Source organism: Mycobacterium sp. NGS33, from assembly GCF_059812885.1.
The window spans coordinates 16718-31651 of record NZ_JCALDN010000010.1 but is presented as its reverse complement, the minus strand read 5'-3'; the positions used below and the strand labels follow the sequence as shown (position 1 = coordinate 31651).

13 protein-coding genes are annotated in these 14934 nt (G+C 68.2%); 4 read left to right on the top strand and 9 right to left on the bottom strand.

Annotation, left to right across the window (positions count from 1 at the left end; translation table 11 throughout):
• Positions 1–32: 32 nt before the first annotated feature.
• From AC5Y5B_RS16690 to AC5Y5B_RS16670, 5 genes are read right to left on the bottom strand one after another with little or no spacing between them, the layout of a single operon-like run.
• A complete protein-coding gene (locus AC5Y5B_RS16690) occupies positions 33–1334 on the bottom strand; it encodes an LLM class flavin-dependent oxidoreductase (RefSeq protein ID WP_112631093.1) in 1302 nt (433 codons plus the stop codon).
• A gap of 2 nt (positions 1335–1336) precedes the next feature.
• Positions 1337–3064 carry an FAD-binding protein gene (locus tag AC5Y5B_RS16685; RefSeq protein ID WP_112631238.1) on the bottom strand — a complete coding sequence of 576 codons (1728 nt, stop codon included), beginning with the start codon at positions 3062–3064 and terminating at the stop codon, positions 1337–1339.
• Between the two features lie 8 nt (positions 3065–3072).
• Positions 3073–3990, bottom strand: a complete 918-nt coding sequence (locus tag AC5Y5B_RS16680) for a 3-carboxyethylcatechol 2,3-dioxygenase (RefSeq protein ID WP_240631643.1) — start codon at positions 3988–3990, stop codon at positions 3073–3075.
• Positions 3938–5653 (bottom strand): bifunctional 3-(3-hydroxy-phenyl)propionate/3-hydroxycinnamic acid hydroxylase, encoded by a 1716-nt coding sequence (locus tag AC5Y5B_RS16675; RefSeq protein WP_112631097.1) that lies wholly within the window; start codon positions 5651–5653, stop codon positions 3938–3940. The genes AC5Y5B_RS16680 and AC5Y5B_RS16675 overlap by 53 nt, the downstream gene beginning before the upstream one ends.
• Positions 5653–6516, bottom strand: a complete 864-nt coding sequence (locus tag AC5Y5B_RS16670) for an alpha/beta fold hydrolase (protein WP_112631099.1) — start codon at positions 6514–6516, stop codon at positions 5653–5655. Before AC5Y5B_RS16670 ends, AC5Y5B_RS16675 begins: the two co-directional genes overlap by 1 nt.
• 126 nt (positions 6517–6642) lie before the next feature.
• On the opposite strand from AC5Y5B_RS16670, the gene AC5Y5B_RS16665 reads away from it, so the two are divergent.
• The 3 genes from AC5Y5B_RS16665 to AC5Y5B_RS16655 are packed head-to-tail and all read left to right on the top strand — an operon-like array spanning position 6643 to position 9706.
• Complete coding sequence (locus tag AC5Y5B_RS16665; protein WP_112631101.1) at positions 6643–7320, top strand: IclR family transcriptional regulator; 678 nt, start codon at positions 6643–6645, stop codon at positions 7318–7320.
• A 14-nt stretch (positions 7321–7334) separates the two neighbouring features.
• Complete coding sequence (locus tag AC5Y5B_RS16660) at positions 7335–8951, top strand: FAD-dependent oxidoreductase (protein WP_112631103.1); 1617 nt, start codon at positions 7335–7337, stop codon at positions 8949–8951.
• An 11-nt stretch (positions 8952–8962) separates the two neighbouring features.
• On the top strand, positions 8963–9706 hold the full coding sequence (locus tag AC5Y5B_RS16655; RefSeq protein WP_112631105.1) for a class I SAM-dependent methyltransferase: 744 nt from the start codon (positions 8963–8965) through the stop codon (positions 9704–9706).
• A gap of 135 nt (positions 9707–9841) precedes the next feature.
• Here AC5Y5B_RS16655 and AC5Y5B_RS16650 read toward each other — a convergent pair whose 3' ends face one another.
• Positions 9842–11062 (bottom strand): sensor histidine kinase, encoded by a 1221-nt coding sequence (locus AC5Y5B_RS16650; RefSeq protein WP_112631240.1) that lies wholly within the window; start codon positions 11060–11062, stop codon positions 9842–9844.
• Positions 11063–11175: 113 nt separating this feature from the next.
• Between AC5Y5B_RS16650 and AC5Y5B_RS16645 the strand changes: the two genes are divergently transcribed.
• The gene (locus AC5Y5B_RS16645) at positions 11176–11829 is read left to right on the top strand and encodes a response regulator (RefSeq protein WP_112631107.1); all 654 of its coding nucleotides are present in this window, start codon (positions 11176–11178) and stop codon (positions 11827–11829) included.
• On the opposite strand, the gene AC5Y5B_RS16640 is transcribed toward AC5Y5B_RS16645, so the two are convergent.
• The 3 genes from AC5Y5B_RS16640 to AC5Y5B_RS16630 form a co-directional block, all read right to left on the bottom strand.
• On the bottom strand, positions 11822–12718 hold the full coding sequence (locus AC5Y5B_RS16640) for a thiamine pyrophosphate-dependent enzyme (RefSeq protein ID WP_205869002.1): 897 nt from the start codon (positions 12716–12718) through the stop codon (positions 11822–11824). The two genes, AC5Y5B_RS16645 and AC5Y5B_RS16640, sit on opposite strands and share 8 nt — an antisense overlap.
• 144 nt (positions 12719–12862) lie before the next feature.
• On the bottom strand, positions 12863–13750 hold the full coding sequence (meaB, locus tag AC5Y5B_RS16635; protein ID WP_112631111.1) for a methylmalonyl Co-A mutase-associated GTPase MeaB: 888 nt from the start codon (positions 13748–13750) through the stop codon (positions 12863–12865).
• A gap of 7 nt (positions 13751–13757) precedes the next feature.
• The gene (locus AC5Y5B_RS16630) at positions 13758–14897 is read right to left on the bottom strand and encodes a thiolase family protein (protein WP_112631113.1); all 1140 of its coding nucleotides are present in this window, start codon (positions 14895–14897) and stop codon (positions 13758–13760) included.
• Positions 14898–14934 lie beyond the last annotated feature (37 nt).

Here is a 14934-nt window from a genome sequence, read left to right as displayed (position 1 = left end):
CGAAATTCTCCCGACTCAGATGCTGCCCGGCACTACTTCTGCTGTTCCTTGGCGCGCTGCGCCGCCTGAACCCGGCCTTCGTTGATCTCCGCCATGGCTTCGGGGATCTCGCTCGCGGTGAACTTACCGCCGCGGCCGGTCGGGAGTCCACCAAACGAGTAATCCTCGTCGAACTGCGGTGCGGTCGATTTCGGCCGGCGCGCCTCCACCTTCTCGATGACCGGCTCCAGCCGCTTCGCCTTTTCCGCCACCGCCTTCGCGTCACGCTCGATGAACTCGGGCAGCACCTCGGAGCCCATCAGCTCGATCGATTCCATGGTGCCCTCATGGCTGCGCGGGTTGAGCAGCAGGATGATCTCGTCGACGCCGCTTTCTTCGTAACCGCGCAGGAACTCGCGCACCGTGGCCGGAGATCCGATCGCACCCCGGCCGGGGCCGTAGGCCAGCGTCGGATCTTTCTCCACCTCTTCGAGATAGCGCTGCCACACCCCGGTCCGGCCCGGCGTGTGCACCCCCGTCATGTAGTAGTGCATGATTCCGAACGAGAAGAACCCGCCGCCCTGGCCGAGCCGCTGCAGGGCCTGCTCGTCGGTCTTGGCCACCATCATCGACAGGTCGCCGCCGATGGCCAGGATGTTCGGGTTGATGCGGGGAGTCACCGGCACGCCGTTCTCCTCGAACTCCTTGTAATAGCCGTTCACCCGCTCGGTCAGCGGACCGGGACCGGTGTAGGCGAAACTCAAGGCGCCGATCGCCTTTTGGGCCGCCATCTGCACGCTGGCCGGCCGCGTGCAGGCGACCCACACCGGCGGGTGCGGTTGTTGCAGCGGCTTGGGAACGACGTTGCGCGCCGGCATCTGGATGTGTTCACCGTTGAAGCCGGTGAACGGCTCTTCGATCATGCAACGGATCGAGACCTCGAGAGCCTCTTCCCACTGGGCTCGCTTGTCCGCGGGGTCGATGTTGAATCCGCCGAGTTCACCGACCGACGACGACTCCCCGGTGCCGAATTCGACGCGGCCGTTGGACAACAGGTCGAGGGTGGCGATGCGCTCGGCCACCCGGGCGGGGTGATTGACCACCGGCGGCAGGTGCATGATGCCGAACCCCAGCCGGATGTTCTTGGTCCGCTGGCTGGCCGCGGCCAGGAAGATCTCCGGCGCCGTCGAGTGGCAGTACTCCTCGAGGAAGTGATGCTCGGTCAGCCACACGGTGGAGAAGCCCGCTTTGTCGGCGGCCTCGACCTCGTTGAGACAGTCCTGCAGCAGGACGTGTTCGTCGTCGGGCGCCCAGGGTCGCGGCAGGGCGAATTCGTAGAACAGCGATATTTTCATCGTTACCTCCTATGAGTATTAGCGGCTCGGTTAGCTGCTTGCGACGCAACGTGTTTCGCCGCGACATAGCCGAAGGTCATGGCTGGGCCGATGGTTGCCCCGGCGCCGGCGTAACTGCGGCCCATCACCGGCGCGGAGGTGTTGCCCACCGCGTAGAGTCCGGGCACCGCGGTGCCGTCGGCCCGCAGCACGCGGGCGTGCTCGTCGGTCAGGAGGCCGCCCGAGGTGCCCAGGTCGCCGAGCACGATCCGAAAGGCGTAGTACGGCGGATCACCGAGGGGATACAGGTTAGGGTTGGGCAGGGTGTGGTCGCCGTAGTAGTTGTCGTACACGCTGTCGCCGCGGTTGAAATCGTCGTCATGCCCCGTGTGGGCGAGTTCGTTGAAGCGGCGGGCGGTTTCGGCCAGCTGGTCCGCGGGCACGCCGATCTTGGCCGCCATCTCGTCCCACGTCATGGCCGCCTTGACCACACCGGATTCCAGCCAGGCCGGCGGGACCTTGCGGCCGGTGGGCACCGGTGCCCCCGGAATTTTCGGTATGGGTAGGTGTCCACCGACGACGTAGCGGTTGAACGATCGGTGGTCGGTGATCAGCCAGCACGGGATGTGGGTGACGCCGGACCGCTGGCCCTCGATCATGGCGTGGCCGAAGTCCATGTAGGGAGCCGCCTCGTTGATGAAGCGTTTGCCCGCACCGTTGACGATGAACTGCGCCGGCATCATGCGCTCGTTGAGCATGAACTGCATGCGGCCGTCCGGCCATTGGATCGCCGGGAACCACCAGGCCTCGTCCAGCAAATCCGTTGCGGCGCCGACTTGTTGACCGGCGCGGATGCCGTCTCCCATGGCGGCGGGGTTGCCGAAGCTCCAGTCCTGGTCCACCTCGGGCAGAAGTTCCTTGCGCCATGCCAGGTCGTGGTCGAATCCGCCGGACGCCAGGATGACGCCCAGGCGAGAGCCGATCCGCTGGGACGTGCCCTCGCGTTCCACCACCGCCCCGGTGACCGCCCCGTCGGCATCGGTGAGCAGTTGCACCATCGGCGAGTCCAGCCACAACGGGATGCCGCGCTCCCGCAGCGCCAGTCGGAGCCGGGCCGCCAGCGACTGTCCGATGGCGGCCATCCGCTCGCCGAACACCCGGGCCCGGACCATCCGCGCAATCAGTTTGAGCAGCACACCCTTGCCGGCCCATGACTGCCTGATCCGATAGAACGTGCGGAGTTCCTTGGGCCCCAGCCAGATTCCCTTCGGGGCCAGCGTCAGAGGCTGCAGCAGCTTGCGCTCGTCGGCGCCCAGCTTCCGCAAGTCGATGGGCGGGACGTTGATGGTGCTGCCCAGCGCGGAGCCGCCGGGCAACTCCGGGTAGTAGTCGGCATATCCGGGCTTCCAGACGAATTCGAACCATCCGGACCGTTGCTCCAAGAACTGCAGCATCTGTGGTGCGGTCTCGACGTACTGCCGTAGCCGTGCCTCACTGACCAGGCCGTCGGTGATCCGTTTGAGGTATTCCACGACCGCCTCGGGCGAGGGCGCATAGCCCTCGCGGCGCTGCGCCGGCGCGCCGGGCACCCAGATGCCGCCGCCGGACAGGGCGGTGGAACCCCCGAAGCAAGACGACTTTTCGATGACCAACGCGTCAAGGCCGGCGGCCTCGGCCGTCAATGCGGCCGTCATGCCCCCGCCGCCCGAACCGACGATGAGCACGTCGACGACGTGATCGAAACCGTCCAGAGCGGCCGTCATTTCGGAAGTGCCGTTCTGATGGCGAAACCGGCGATCAGTTCGGGCGCGGGCTTGTAGAAGCGCCCGGTGATGTCGTAGGGGCCCGCCGCTTCCAGCGCTCCGAAAGCCGCCACCCACGTGCGGATTTCCTGCGCGGAGCTGCCGCCCTCATGGGCGACGAACGAGTTCGACCAGCCATCCAATTCGCTCAGCCGCCCCCCGTCGATGATGTCCAGGAACTGGTGGTCCCACGCCGGATTGAGTGCCTGCAGGTCGCTCTCGCCGGCGGCGAAGCTTTTGGCCGCGTCGATGACGGCGGCTTGGCGGGCCTGGCGTTGCTCGGACGTCATCGGCTGGCCGTGCACGATCCGCTCCAGCACGGGCGCGGGCGCGGTGGCCAGGGTCGGCACCGGCGGGCTGTGGGAAAGCCCACCGGATCCCAGGATCAGCACTCGCTTGTCCAGCGTGCCCACATAACTGCCGACGGCGGCACCGAGTGCGCGGCAGCGGTGCAGCGGGCCCAGCGGCACTCCGATGGCGTTGACGAAGATCGGTATCACGGGACGCGAGGTGGCGTCGCCGAACAGCTTTTCCAGCGGCTGGACCGTCCCATGGTCGACGTCCATGCTGGTCGACACCGCGACGTCGACGCCCGCATCGAGGACCGCCTTGGCGCAGTCGGCCGCAAGCGTTTCCGGCACGTCGAGCGGGCCGGCGTGGGTGCCGTAGTCCCCCACTCCAGAGGCGCTGGTGCCGATGCAGAAGGGCGGCATCACCTTGTAGAAAAAGCCGTTGTAGTGATCCGGCGAAAAGCTGACCACCAGTTCGGGGTCGAACTCTTCGACGAATCGCCGCGCCTCGGCGATGGCACCCTCGATATCATCAAGCAGGTCCCGCGACGGCCCCGGAAGATTCAGGAGAGGGCTGTGCGACATACAGCACAGAGCCAGTGCCACTTTGCAAATCACCTCCTCGCGGCCTGAGCGTGAGCGCATCGATCAGCGCGGCGCTCAAGTCCGGCGCGCGCTGGGCGATGCAGGCGCCCGCGATGCACCGGTCGGGGCGCAGGAACAACACCGACTCGGAATGCGTGTCGAACCAGGACTTGAGGCCACCATGCCGATCGCCCACGATGACGACGTCGGGGTCATCGTGGCCTGCCCAGTGCAGCTGGGTCGCCGGGCGGAGCGCAAAGAAGCGCGCGCCCAACGCTTTCCAGTTCGCGAACGCGACATCGCCCAGGATTTTGCGGGGGTGGTTGTTCCAGCACAGCACGGCGAACCAGGAGCCGAGCACGTCGTCGAGCAGCACGTTCTGCCGATCGCGGGTGTCGACGCGGGGTTGGATGAACAGCGTTCCCACCGGCGAATCGGCCCGGCCGGGCGCGGCGTGCACGACGGCCCCGTGCTCGTAGCGCGGCATCGGCTTGAACCGCATTTCCAGCACATATCGCTTGAGCGACGGCACGATTGACGCCGACCGGATCAGGAGATCTCGCGCGTTCGCCACCCGGCGGTTGGTCGGCGAGATCACCCGGCCCACCATGGTGGACAGGTCGATCATCGCGCGGGCGTGCTTGCGGCGTTCCACGTCGTAGGTGTCCAACAGCTTCTCGTCGGCCCGTCCGCTGACCACCGCGGCGAGCTTCCAACCCAGGTTCGCCGCGTCCCGGATCCCGCTGTTGTACCCCTGCCCCTGCCAGACGGGCATCAGGTGGGCGGCATCGCCGGCCAGCAGCAGCCGGCCCTGGCGGAACGCGCCGGCGATCCGCGAGTGGTGGGTGTACACCCGGCGCCTAATCACGTCGACCCGGTCGGGATGGGGCACCATCCGCGCCAGCATCTGGGTCAGGAACGCCGGGTCCTCGGCCTGTTCGTCGGTCTCGTCGCCATGAATCATGAACTCGAAGCGCCGAATTCCGTGGGCGATCGAGATCGAGGCGTACGGGCGTTCGGGGTCGGCGCCGACCTCGCTGTTCGGGTGCCCGAGCGGGTCGTTGGCGATGTCGACCACCAGCCAGCGCGTCGACGACGTCGTTCCATCGAACGACACCCCCATCACCCGGCGGGTCATGCTGCGGCCGCCGTCGCACCCGACCACATAGCGTGCCCGCAGGCGGGCGGCGTCGCCGTCGCCGCCGCCGAGTTCGACGGTCACCCCGTCGGCGTCTTCCCGGCAGGTCGTCATCGGGCGCCGCCAGCGCACCTCGACGTGCTCGAATCGCTCCAAGCCGGCCAGCAATTCGGCGTCGACGAGGGGTTGCACGAAGCCATTTCGTTTCGGCCAGCCGAAACGTGCGTCCGGCGGGGCCATTTCGGCGAGCACCCGGCGCCTGGCGTCGACGAAGCGCAAAATCTGATTGGGCACCGTGTGCGGCAGTACCCGGTCGGCGAGCCCGATCGACTGGAAGGTGCGCAACGCCTCGTCATCCAGACCCACGCCGCGCGGGTAGTCGATGAGGGTGTCCCGCTCGTCGACTACCACCGTGCGGATGCCTTGCAGGCCAAGGATGTTGGCCAGGGTCAAGCCGACCGGACCCGCGCCGACGACGAGGACATCGGTGTCGAGGTCAGGTAACGCCCGGTCCGGTGTGACCATCACCGGCCCAGCAGAAAGTCGAGATGCAGGCGATTGAAGGTCTTGGCGTCCTCGTACTGCGGCCAGTGGCCACAACCGGGCATCACCTCGAAGCGGGCGCCCGGGATCATCGACGCCATGCGCCGCCCCTCGGTCACGTCGGCGGTCGGGTCGTCGCTGGTCCACAGCACCAGCGTCGGGGCGATGATCGACCCGTATTCGTCCGGTCCCAGGATGTTGCGCGCCCGAATCTCGGGGTCCTGCAAAGCCATGATGTCGCTCATCGCCGAGACGAATCCCGGTTGGCGATACACGCGCTGGCGGCTGGCGACCAAATCGTCGTAGTCCCTGGACTTGTCGGCCATCAGCCATTTGATGCGTGCCTGCACGGTTTCCCAGGTCGGGTCCTCGGCGGCTGCCATGGACAGCGTGATGATCCGCTGCATCACCGCGGGGTCGGCCTGGGAGCCGCCGGCGGTGTTGAGCACCAGCCGCTCGACCACGTCCGGGTGATCGATAGCGGCGCGCGCGGCCACCCAGCCGCCCAGCGATTCACCGCTGAGATAGGCGCGGTCGACACCGATGGTGCGCAGCACCGCCATCAGGTGCTCGACGTAGTGGGCGACTTCGAGCGGGTGGCCCGGCTTGCCGGTGTACCCGTGACCGAGCATGTCGATCGACCAGGTCCAGAAATGCTCGGCGTGCGCGCCCAGATTGCGCACGTAGGCCTCGGCATGTCCGCCGGATCCGTGCAACAGGACCAGCACCGGCTTTGCGGGATCACCGGCACGCAGGTAGCGGGTCCGCACCCCGCCGGCGTCGAGGTAGCCCTGCTCAAACGCGACGCCCTGCAGATCGCTCCAGATGCTCTCGAACTCCGCCACGGTGCGCTCCGGCCTCCAGATCGGGGAAATCTCGTTCTCGTTTTCGGCGTACGTTGTGTGCTAATATCGCACACTAATGTGCGTTATATATAGAGCTTCGCTCTCGCGGGAAGGTCTGTCAAGGCTGTGACGGGGGCGGGTACCGGTTCCCAGACCCTGGCCAGGGGTCTGACGGCCCTGCAGATGGTGGCGGACTCGCCCAGCGGGCTGACGGTGCAGCAGCTCGCCGACCAGGTGGGGGTGCACCGCACCATCGCCTACCGGTTGCTGTCGACACTGGCCGAGTTCCGACTGGTGGCCAAGGGCGAGGACGGGCGCTACCGTCCGGCGGCGGGGCTGGCCGTGCTCGGCGCTTCCTTCGACCGCAACGTGCGCCAAGTGAGCCTGCCGACGCTGCGCGCGTTGGCCGACGAGCTCGGCACGACCGTGTCGCTGCTCATCGCCGAAGGCGACCAGCAGGTGGCGATCGCCGTCATCGTGCCCAGCCACGTCGCCTACCAGCTGTCCTTTCACGAAGGCAGCCGCTATCCGTTGGACCGCGGCGCGGCCGGCATCGCGCTGCTCGCATGCATGCCGCCGCGTCCGGGCGAACGAGAGCTGGTAACCCAAGCGCGCGAACGCGGTTGGGTGACCACCTACGGCGAGATCGAACCGAACACCTACGGCCTGGCCGTGGGGGTGCGCCGCCCGGCACCTTCGCCACCGACGTGCATCAACCTCATCTCCCACCGAGAAGACGTGGTGATGCGCGGGAAGGACGCGGTCGTGAAGGCCGCCAAGCAGTTGTCGGAGCTACTGAGCTGAAGGGATAGCAGTCCATGTCATGGGACCACGAAGTCGACGTCGTCGTGCTCGGCAGCGGCGGCGCCGGCCTCACCGCCGCGCTGACCGCAGCCGTCGCGGGTGCCTCGGTGGAGGTTTACGAAAAGGCCTCGACCGTCGGCGGGACCACGGCCGTCTCGGGTGGCATCGTGTGGATCCCCGCCCACAATCGTTCTCCCGACGGCGAATTGACCCCGGCGGACGCGTTGCGATACCTGCGCGCGCAGTCGCTCGGTTCGATGGACGACGAGTTGGTGGAAACGTTCGTGCGCACCGGCCCGGCGATGCTCGATTTCATCGAGGCGCACAGCGGTCTTCAGTTCGAGATCGCCACCGGCTTTCCCGACTATCGTCCCGAGCTGCCGGGCGGGCAACCGAGCGGCGGCAGGTCGCTGAGTGCGGCCCCGTTCGATCTGGCGCAACTGGGCGAATGGGCAACGCGCATCACATCTTTCCCGGCCGACTGGTCCAACGTCGGATTCGATGCCGAGACCAGGGCGCGCCTGCACGCGGCGATCGACGAGCGAACCAGCCATCTGTGCGTGGCCGGCACCGCGCTGATCGCGGGACTGCTCAAGGGTTTGCTGGACGTGGGAGTGACCCCACGCACCAATGCCCGCGCCGAGGGCCTCATCGCCGACGACGGAGAGGTCACCGGGGTGCGCGTGGCCCTGCCGGATCGAACGATCAGCGTTGGCGCCCGCCACGGCGTCATCCTGGGCACCGGCGGCTTCGAGTGGGATCCGGCCCTGACACAAGCGTTTCTGCGTGGCCCCATGCACGGCGCCGTCTCTCCGCCCAACAACACCGGCGACGGCTTGCGCATGGCGATGGAGCAGGGGGCCGACCTGGCCAACATGGGTGAAGCGTGGTGGGTGCCCATCGTGCAAATCCCGGGCGACACCATCGAGGGCAAGCCACGCAGCCGCAGCGTGCGACTGGAAAGGACGCGGCCGCGCAGCATCATCGTCAACTCGGCCGGCCGGCGCTTCGTCAACGAGGCGTGCGATTACAACTCGATGGCCGGCGCCTTCCATTACCTGGACCCTCGCGGCGGCTACGTCAACGACCGCGGATGGATGGTGTTCGATTCGATTCACCTGCAGCGCTACGGGTTTCTCGGTATCGAACCGGGGCAACCCGTCCCGGACTGGTTCTGCGAGTCCGCGGACCTCGCCGAGTTGGCCGCCAAGACCGGCATCGACGCCGCCGGTCTGACCCGCACCGTCGAGAGCTGGAACCGTCATGTGGCCGCCGGCGCAGACCCCGACTTCGGTCGCGGCTCGAGCGCCTACGACGGCTACTGGGGCGACGACAGCGCGACCACACCGGCCGGCAAGACGCTGGGCCCCATCGACACCGCGCCCTTCTACGCGGTGCCGGTGAGCATCGGTGCGATGGGCACCAAGGGCGGCCCGCGCACCGATCACGATGCCCGCGTCCTGCACGTCGGCGGCGAGCCGATACCGGGCCTGTTCGCCGCGGGCAACGCGATGGGCGGAGTGACCGGGAGGGCCTACGGTGGTGCCGGTGGAACGCTCGGCCCGGCAATGGTTTTCGGCTATCGCGCGGGTCATGCCGCCGCCACCGGGAAGTCGGTCGACCTGAAGTAGGGTGGATATCGATGGTCGCCTACGACCGGATCGGTGCCACCTATCGCAGCACTCGTCGACCCGACCCGCGGATCGGTTCGCAGGTGAACGCCGCGCTCGCCACGATGGGCACCGTCGTCAACGTCGGGGCCGGCACGGGATCGTATGAACCCGTCCAAACGGTGGCCGCGGTGGAGCCCAGCATGGTGATGATCGCTCAGCGTCCACCGGGCTCCGCCCCCTGCGTGCAGGCGTTGGCGGAGGCTTTGCCCCTGCGCGACAACTGCGTTGACGCCGCGATGGCCCTGCTGACCGTGCATCACTGGAGCGATGTCGCCGCCGGGGTCGCGGAGTTACGTCGTGTCGCGCGCCGTCGCATCGTGGTGCTGACCTGGGATCAAGCGGTGTTTCAGAGCTTCTGGTTGGTGCGCGACTATCTGCCTGAGGCCGCTCGGATCAACCACGAGCTCTATGTCCCGATCGCGGAACTCGTGGAGCTGCTGGGGGGTGCGCAGGTGCAGACCGTGCCAGTCCCGCACGACTGCACCGACGGATTCGGGGCGGCCTTCTGGCGCCGACCCGAGGCCTATCTTGATCCCACTGTCCGCGCCGGCATCTCGATGCTGGCGTACGCGGACCAGGGCTCGCTGACCGAGGGCCTGGCCCGCCTCGCCGCCGACCTGCGCACCGGACGATGGCGGCAGCGGCACTCGCGGCTGCTTGACCAACGCCAGCTCGATGCCGGCTACCGCCTTCTGGTCAGCGACCACGGCTGAGCGGGACCCTCGGTGGCGGGTCTCATGTGTGCTAGCGCCGGTGCCAGCGCACTTCAAAGTCACTTCATGCCAGCGAAACTGATGCCCACGTGACTGCTGCGACTGCCGACGCGTCCCCCCGCGGCCCGGGAACCGTCAATTCCGCAACGGCATTTCGACGCAGACATGGGTGCCCACCGGGGCATCGAGGAACGTCAGGGCTCCGCCGGCGGCTTCCACTCGGGCGCGGTGCGACGCCAGCCCGATGTGTCCCTCGCTCATGCGGCGCGCCATCGTCTCCTGGCTGAACCCCACGCCGTCGTCGACCACATGCAGCACACAGGTCTGGTCGGTGATTCCGAGCATGACCGTCGCGTGACGGGCCCGAGCATGCTGGACGACGTTGGACAGCAGCTCACGCACCACACCGAACACGATGGGGTCGATGTCGCTGCGCGCCGCGTATTCGATATCGGTGGTGATCTCGATGCCGCAACGCTGCGCGGTGAAGTCCGCGAGCTGCCGCACCGCGGCCCCGAGCCCGACCTGTTCGAGCACCGCGGGGTGCAGCTCGAAAGTGGCCTGCCGCAGCCGTTCCGAGGCCAGCTGCAAGCCCCTCAGCGCGCGGCCGACGCGCTCGTCGCCCCCGAACGCCGCATCCAACTCCACGAGCTCTTGGCGCACCGCCAGAATGTCTTGCAGCGGTCCGTCGTGAATGAATTCCGAGATCCGGCGCGCCGCCTCGTCCGAGGCGTTCATCGTCTGGGCCAGCAGCTCCTCCCGCAACGCGCTCAGTCCGGCCACCGAGCGGGTATGGCGCTCCTCGATGCGCACCACCAAAAAGGCCGCGCAACACAGGAATGCATAGAGCAGGAACCGAAAACCCGCCTCCGCCAACTTAACCGCGCTCGACATCACCGGATCTTGCAGCACGGCAATGGCGAACCCCAGCATGGAGAAGATCAGCACCACCGCCGCCCGGCGCGAGGAGACGTCGAGCCCCAGCAGGACCGGCAACATCGCCATGATCAGCAGCGGATAGATCCCGTTGGTGGACAGCAGCTGAAAGACGGTCAGCGCGACGATGTCGATGACGGTGAACGCAAACGGCTCCAGCCGGCCGATCGCGACCAGTCGGCCCATCCCGATCCAGCGCCGGAAAGGAGCGAAAGCCAACCCGAACGCGCAGAGCGCGACGAGTGCGTACAGCGCGATGAGCACGCTTTCCTGCGGCCACTCCGATCGGCTGGTGCCGATGATCATGGCTGCGACCATCAGGCCGACCACACCGATGCGCAGCACCGAGCCGATGCGGTACGAGCGCAACTGGTGAACCGTGCGCACCCGTTCCAGCTCTGCGTCGCCGGCTACCGCCACCCGATCACCGTACTCATCGGCGTCCGCGCCCCCGAAGCAAACGGGGAAATGGCTCATCGTGGCGCCCGGAGAACGCGAAGGCCGCTGCTCGGAAGACCGCTACACTCGTCGCCATGGTCGGCGCGGCTACCCCGGAGACGGTGCGGGTGGTTGTCGGCGACGATCACCCGCTTTTTCGCGAGGGCGTGGTGCGCGCGCTCTCGTCGAGCGGTTCGGTGAACGTCGTCGGTGAAGCGGAAGACGGCTCTGCCGCATTGGAATTGATCCAATCGCACGTGCCCGACGTCGCGTTGCTCGACTACCGGATGCCCGGCTTGGACGGCGCCCAGGTGGCGGCCGCGGTGCGAAAGCAGGGCTTGCCCACCCGGGTGTTGCTGATCTCGGCGCACGACGAGTCGGCGATTGTGTACCAGGCGCTGCAGCAGGGCGCCGCCGGGTTTGTGCTCAAGGACTCGACGCGCAGCGAGATCGTCAAGGCGGTGCTCGACTGCGCGCAGGGCCGCGACGTGGTGGCGCCGGCGCTCGTCGGCGGTCTTGCCGCAGAGATCCGGCAGCGCGCGGAGCCGACGGCACCCGTGCTCAGCGCGCGCGAACGTGAGGTGCTCAACAGGATCGCCCGCGGCCAAAGCATCCCCGCGATCGCCGGTGAGCTCTTCGTGGCCCCGTCGACGGTCAAAACGCATGTGCAACGCCTCTACGAGAAGCTCGGCGTCAGCGATCGCGCGGCCGCCGTCGCCGAAGCAATGCGGCAAGGTCTGCTCAGCTAGCGGCCGACCAGGGCTTTGGCTTTGGCGCGGACGTGATCTGCTGCGCCCGCGCCACCGCTTTGGCCGAAGCCATGGCCTCGGCGATCAGGTGGCGCGCCCCGCGTTCCACCTCGCAGAGGTGATCGCTAGTGCCGCCGGCGGCGATCAGCTGGCGGCGTGCGAAGACCAGCGGGTCGACGGCGATGGGGTGATTCGTGTGATACGTGATCGCCTCGACGAGGGTGGGGCCGTCACCGGCGCTCGCCCGGTGCACCGCTTCGGTGACCGAGGCGGCCACCGCCACCACGTCCCTGCCATCCACCGACAGCATGGGCATCGCGTCGAATTCGTACGCGCGGCGACGCGCGTTCGTCCCGCCGCGGATGTTCTCCACGACGAACACCACCGGCAGCCGCCACTGCACGGCAATCTTTGCGGCCGTGGTGAACTCGACGGAGTGGGCGTCGCGACCGCCGATGACACACAAGGCGACGTTGCCCTCGCCGGCCAGTAGCTGCGTGTTGGCGTCGCCCAGCGCAAACATGGTCGATTGACCCAGAGCGCTTTCATTGGCCAGCGACCGTTTCCAGTCCGCGGCCCCGGCGCCGGCGCGGCGCGGGCCGATGATGTCGGCGATGGCCGGGCCCAGCGGCAGGGCGAGGCCGACCTGCTGGGCGTGCCGGAATTGCGGGGTGGCGGCGTTGACGCGGTCGCCCGGCCGCAGGGCCGCAACCGCGCCGACCGCCACCGCCTCCTGCCCGAATTCGGTTCGCGTGGCGTCGTCGATCAGGCCGTCGACACGCAGCTCATCCATGGCCATGTCGAGCAGCCGCAGAACCCACATTCGGCGATACAGCTCCAGGTGGTCATCAGGGTCGAGCGCTGCCGAAAGCTGGGGGGTGTGAGTCATGCCGAATCTCCTAACTCGCTGGCCGAGGTGGCCGCCGCGTTGAACACGAACTCAACGTAGGGCGATTGCGCGAGTGGCAACTCCGCCGATCGGACCGCAAATGTGATGAACGCCTGTTCCCCCGATTGGGGGACAAGCGGGCCGTCAGTCGCTCGGCGGCGCGGGGGGTGAGATTAGCTGATCGGCGGCCGAGTAGGGGTCCTGATGGCCGTCGACGACCGCCTCGGCGAGCCGGTCGAGATCCGGCTGATTCCGCAGCCTGGTCTGCGCGAGGGACAAGATCTGCGCCCGCGCCCGGGCCAGTCGGCGGGCACGACTGTCGGTGCGGCGATGGTCCTCGATGGCGGCCATCAGGTCCTCGATGCCCTCGCCCCGGGCGGCGACCAGGGACACGATCGGGGCCGCGGTTTCGGCCCGCAGATCCCGAACCGTCTGCTCGGCACCGTCGCGGTCCGCCTTGTTGACCGCCACGATGTCGGCCACTTCCAGCACGCCGGCCTTGGCCGCCTGAACCGCGTCGCCCGCACCGGGATTGAGGATGACGACCGTCGGGTCGGCGACGGCGGCAATCTCGATCTCGGACTGGCCCACCCCCACCGTCTCCAGCAGCACCACGTCGTAGCCGATCGCCCCCAACAACCGGATGGCCGCCGGAACCGCGGCGGCCAGGCCCCCGAGATGCCCGCGGGTGGCCACCGAACGAATCAGGACATCGGAGTCGTTGATGTGGGCGGCCATTCGAATTCGATCGCCCAACAGCGCACCCCCGCTGAACGGGGACGACGGGTCCACCGCCAACACCGCCACCCGGGATCCGCGCTTGCGGTAGGCGCCGACCAGCGCGGCGACCGTCGTCGACTTTCCCGCCCCCGGCGGGCCGGTGATGCCGACGACCGGCCCCATGCCGCCCGGGGCGGGACCGATATTCGCCAGGACCTCGTCGCGCTGGTCGCCCTCGACGAGGCTGAGCAGCCGACCGGCCGCGCGCGGAGATCCGTTGCGCGCGCGGGCAATCAGATCGGCGATGATCATGTACGCATTATGGAGCCGCGACCTCGATCACCGTCGCCGAGCCCATCCCGCCGCCCGCACACATCGCCGCGACGCCGATGCCGCCGCCGCGGCGGCGCAGTTCGTGCACCAGGGTGACCAGCATCCGCGCGCCGGTGGCCGCGACGGGGTGACCCAGCGAGCAGCCGCTGCCGCTGACGTTGACCTGGTCGGGGTCGAGCTCGAGCAGCTTGACGGTGGCCACGCACATCGCGGCGAAGGCTTCGTTGATCTCGAAAAGATCTACGTCGGCAATCGAGAGTCCGCCTCGCTTAAGGGCTTTCGGTATCGCTTCCACCGGCGCCAGGCCGGTGATCGCCGGGTCGACGCCGACGGACGCCCAGGACCGGATGGTGGCCAGCGCGGGCAATCCGAGCCCGTCGCCGGCGATCGTCAGCACCGCGGCACCATCGTTGGCGCCGCAGGCATTGCCGGCGGTGATCGAGAAGCCTTCGATCTCTGGGTGCAGCGGCTTGAGCGCGCCCAGCTTTTCCATGCTGGTGTCCCGGCGCGGGTGCTCGTCGACAGCGAACAACCCGTGCGGGGTGTCGATCGGCACGATCTCCTCTTTGAAGCGGCCTTCGTCGATGGCGGCGATGGCGTTGCGGTGGGACCGTAGCGCCCAGGCGTCCATCTCCTCGCGACTGACGCCGGCCTTGACCGCGGCGTTCCAGCCCACGGTGATCGACATGTCCATGTTGGGAGCGTCGGGCCGGTCCGGGTGGGTCGGCGGGAACCAGTCGACCCACTCGCCGTCGACCTGCATCCGCGACCGCGGTGACGTCGACGCCGAGTTCACGCCCCCGGCGATGACGAGTTGGTCCATTCCCGCGCCCACGCTCGCGGCCGCGGTCTGCACGGCCGCCTGACCGGCCGCGCAGTGCCGGTTGTTGGCCAGTCCGGGAACCTGGGTCAGGCCGGCGGTGACGGCGGCGTGGCGGGCGAGCACACCGCCGCCGTAGAGGCCCTCGCCCAGGATCACGTCATCGACCTGCGTCGGGTCCAGATCCTTGGCGGCTTCGCTGACGACGTGGTGGGCCAGGTCGAACGCGCTGGTATCGCGCAGCGTGCCCTTGCGGGCGGTGCCGATGGGGGTGCGCAGGGCGGACACGATGACGGCTTCAGGCACAGGTCTTTCTCCAGTTCAACCAGCGGGCAGGGGCGCG

What these genes read in the sequence shown, in the direction of transcription:
- AC5Y5B_RS16675 (WP_112631097.1), bottom strand. Translation starts at nt 5,653, where the DNA reads ATGGTCACACCGGACCGGGCGTTACCTGACCTCGACACCGATGTCCTC.
- AC5Y5B_RS16660 (WP_112631103.1), top strand. Translation starts at nt 7,335, where the DNA reads ATGTCATGGGACCACGAAGTCGACGTCGTCGTGCTCGGCAGCGGCGGC.
- AC5Y5B_RS16655 (WP_112631105.1), top strand. Translation starts at nt 8,963, where the DNA reads ATGGTCGCCTACGACCGGATCGGTGCCACCTATCGCAGCACTCGTCGA.
- AC5Y5B_RS16640 (WP_205869002.1), bottom strand. Translation starts at nt 12,718, where the DNA reads ATGACTCACACCCCCCAGCTTTCGGCAGCGCTCGACCCTGATGACCAC.
- AC5Y5B_RS16680 (WP_240631643.1), bottom strand. Translation starts at nt 3,990, where the DNA reads ATGTCGCACAGCCCTCTCCTGAATCTTCCGGGGCCGTCGCGGGACCTG.
- AC5Y5B_RS16645 (WP_112631107.1), top strand. Translation starts at nt 11,176, where the DNA reads ATGGTCGGCGCGGCTACCCCGGAGACGGTGCGGGTGGTTGTCGGCGAC.
- AC5Y5B_RS16690 (WP_112631093.1), bottom strand. Translation starts at nt 1,334, where the DNA reads ATGAAAATATCGCTGTTCTACGAATTCGCCCTGCCGCGACCCTGGGCG.
- meaB (WP_112631111.1), bottom strand. Translation starts at nt 13,750, where the DNA reads ATGATCATCGCCGATCTGATTGCCCGCGCGCGCAACGGATCTCCGCGC.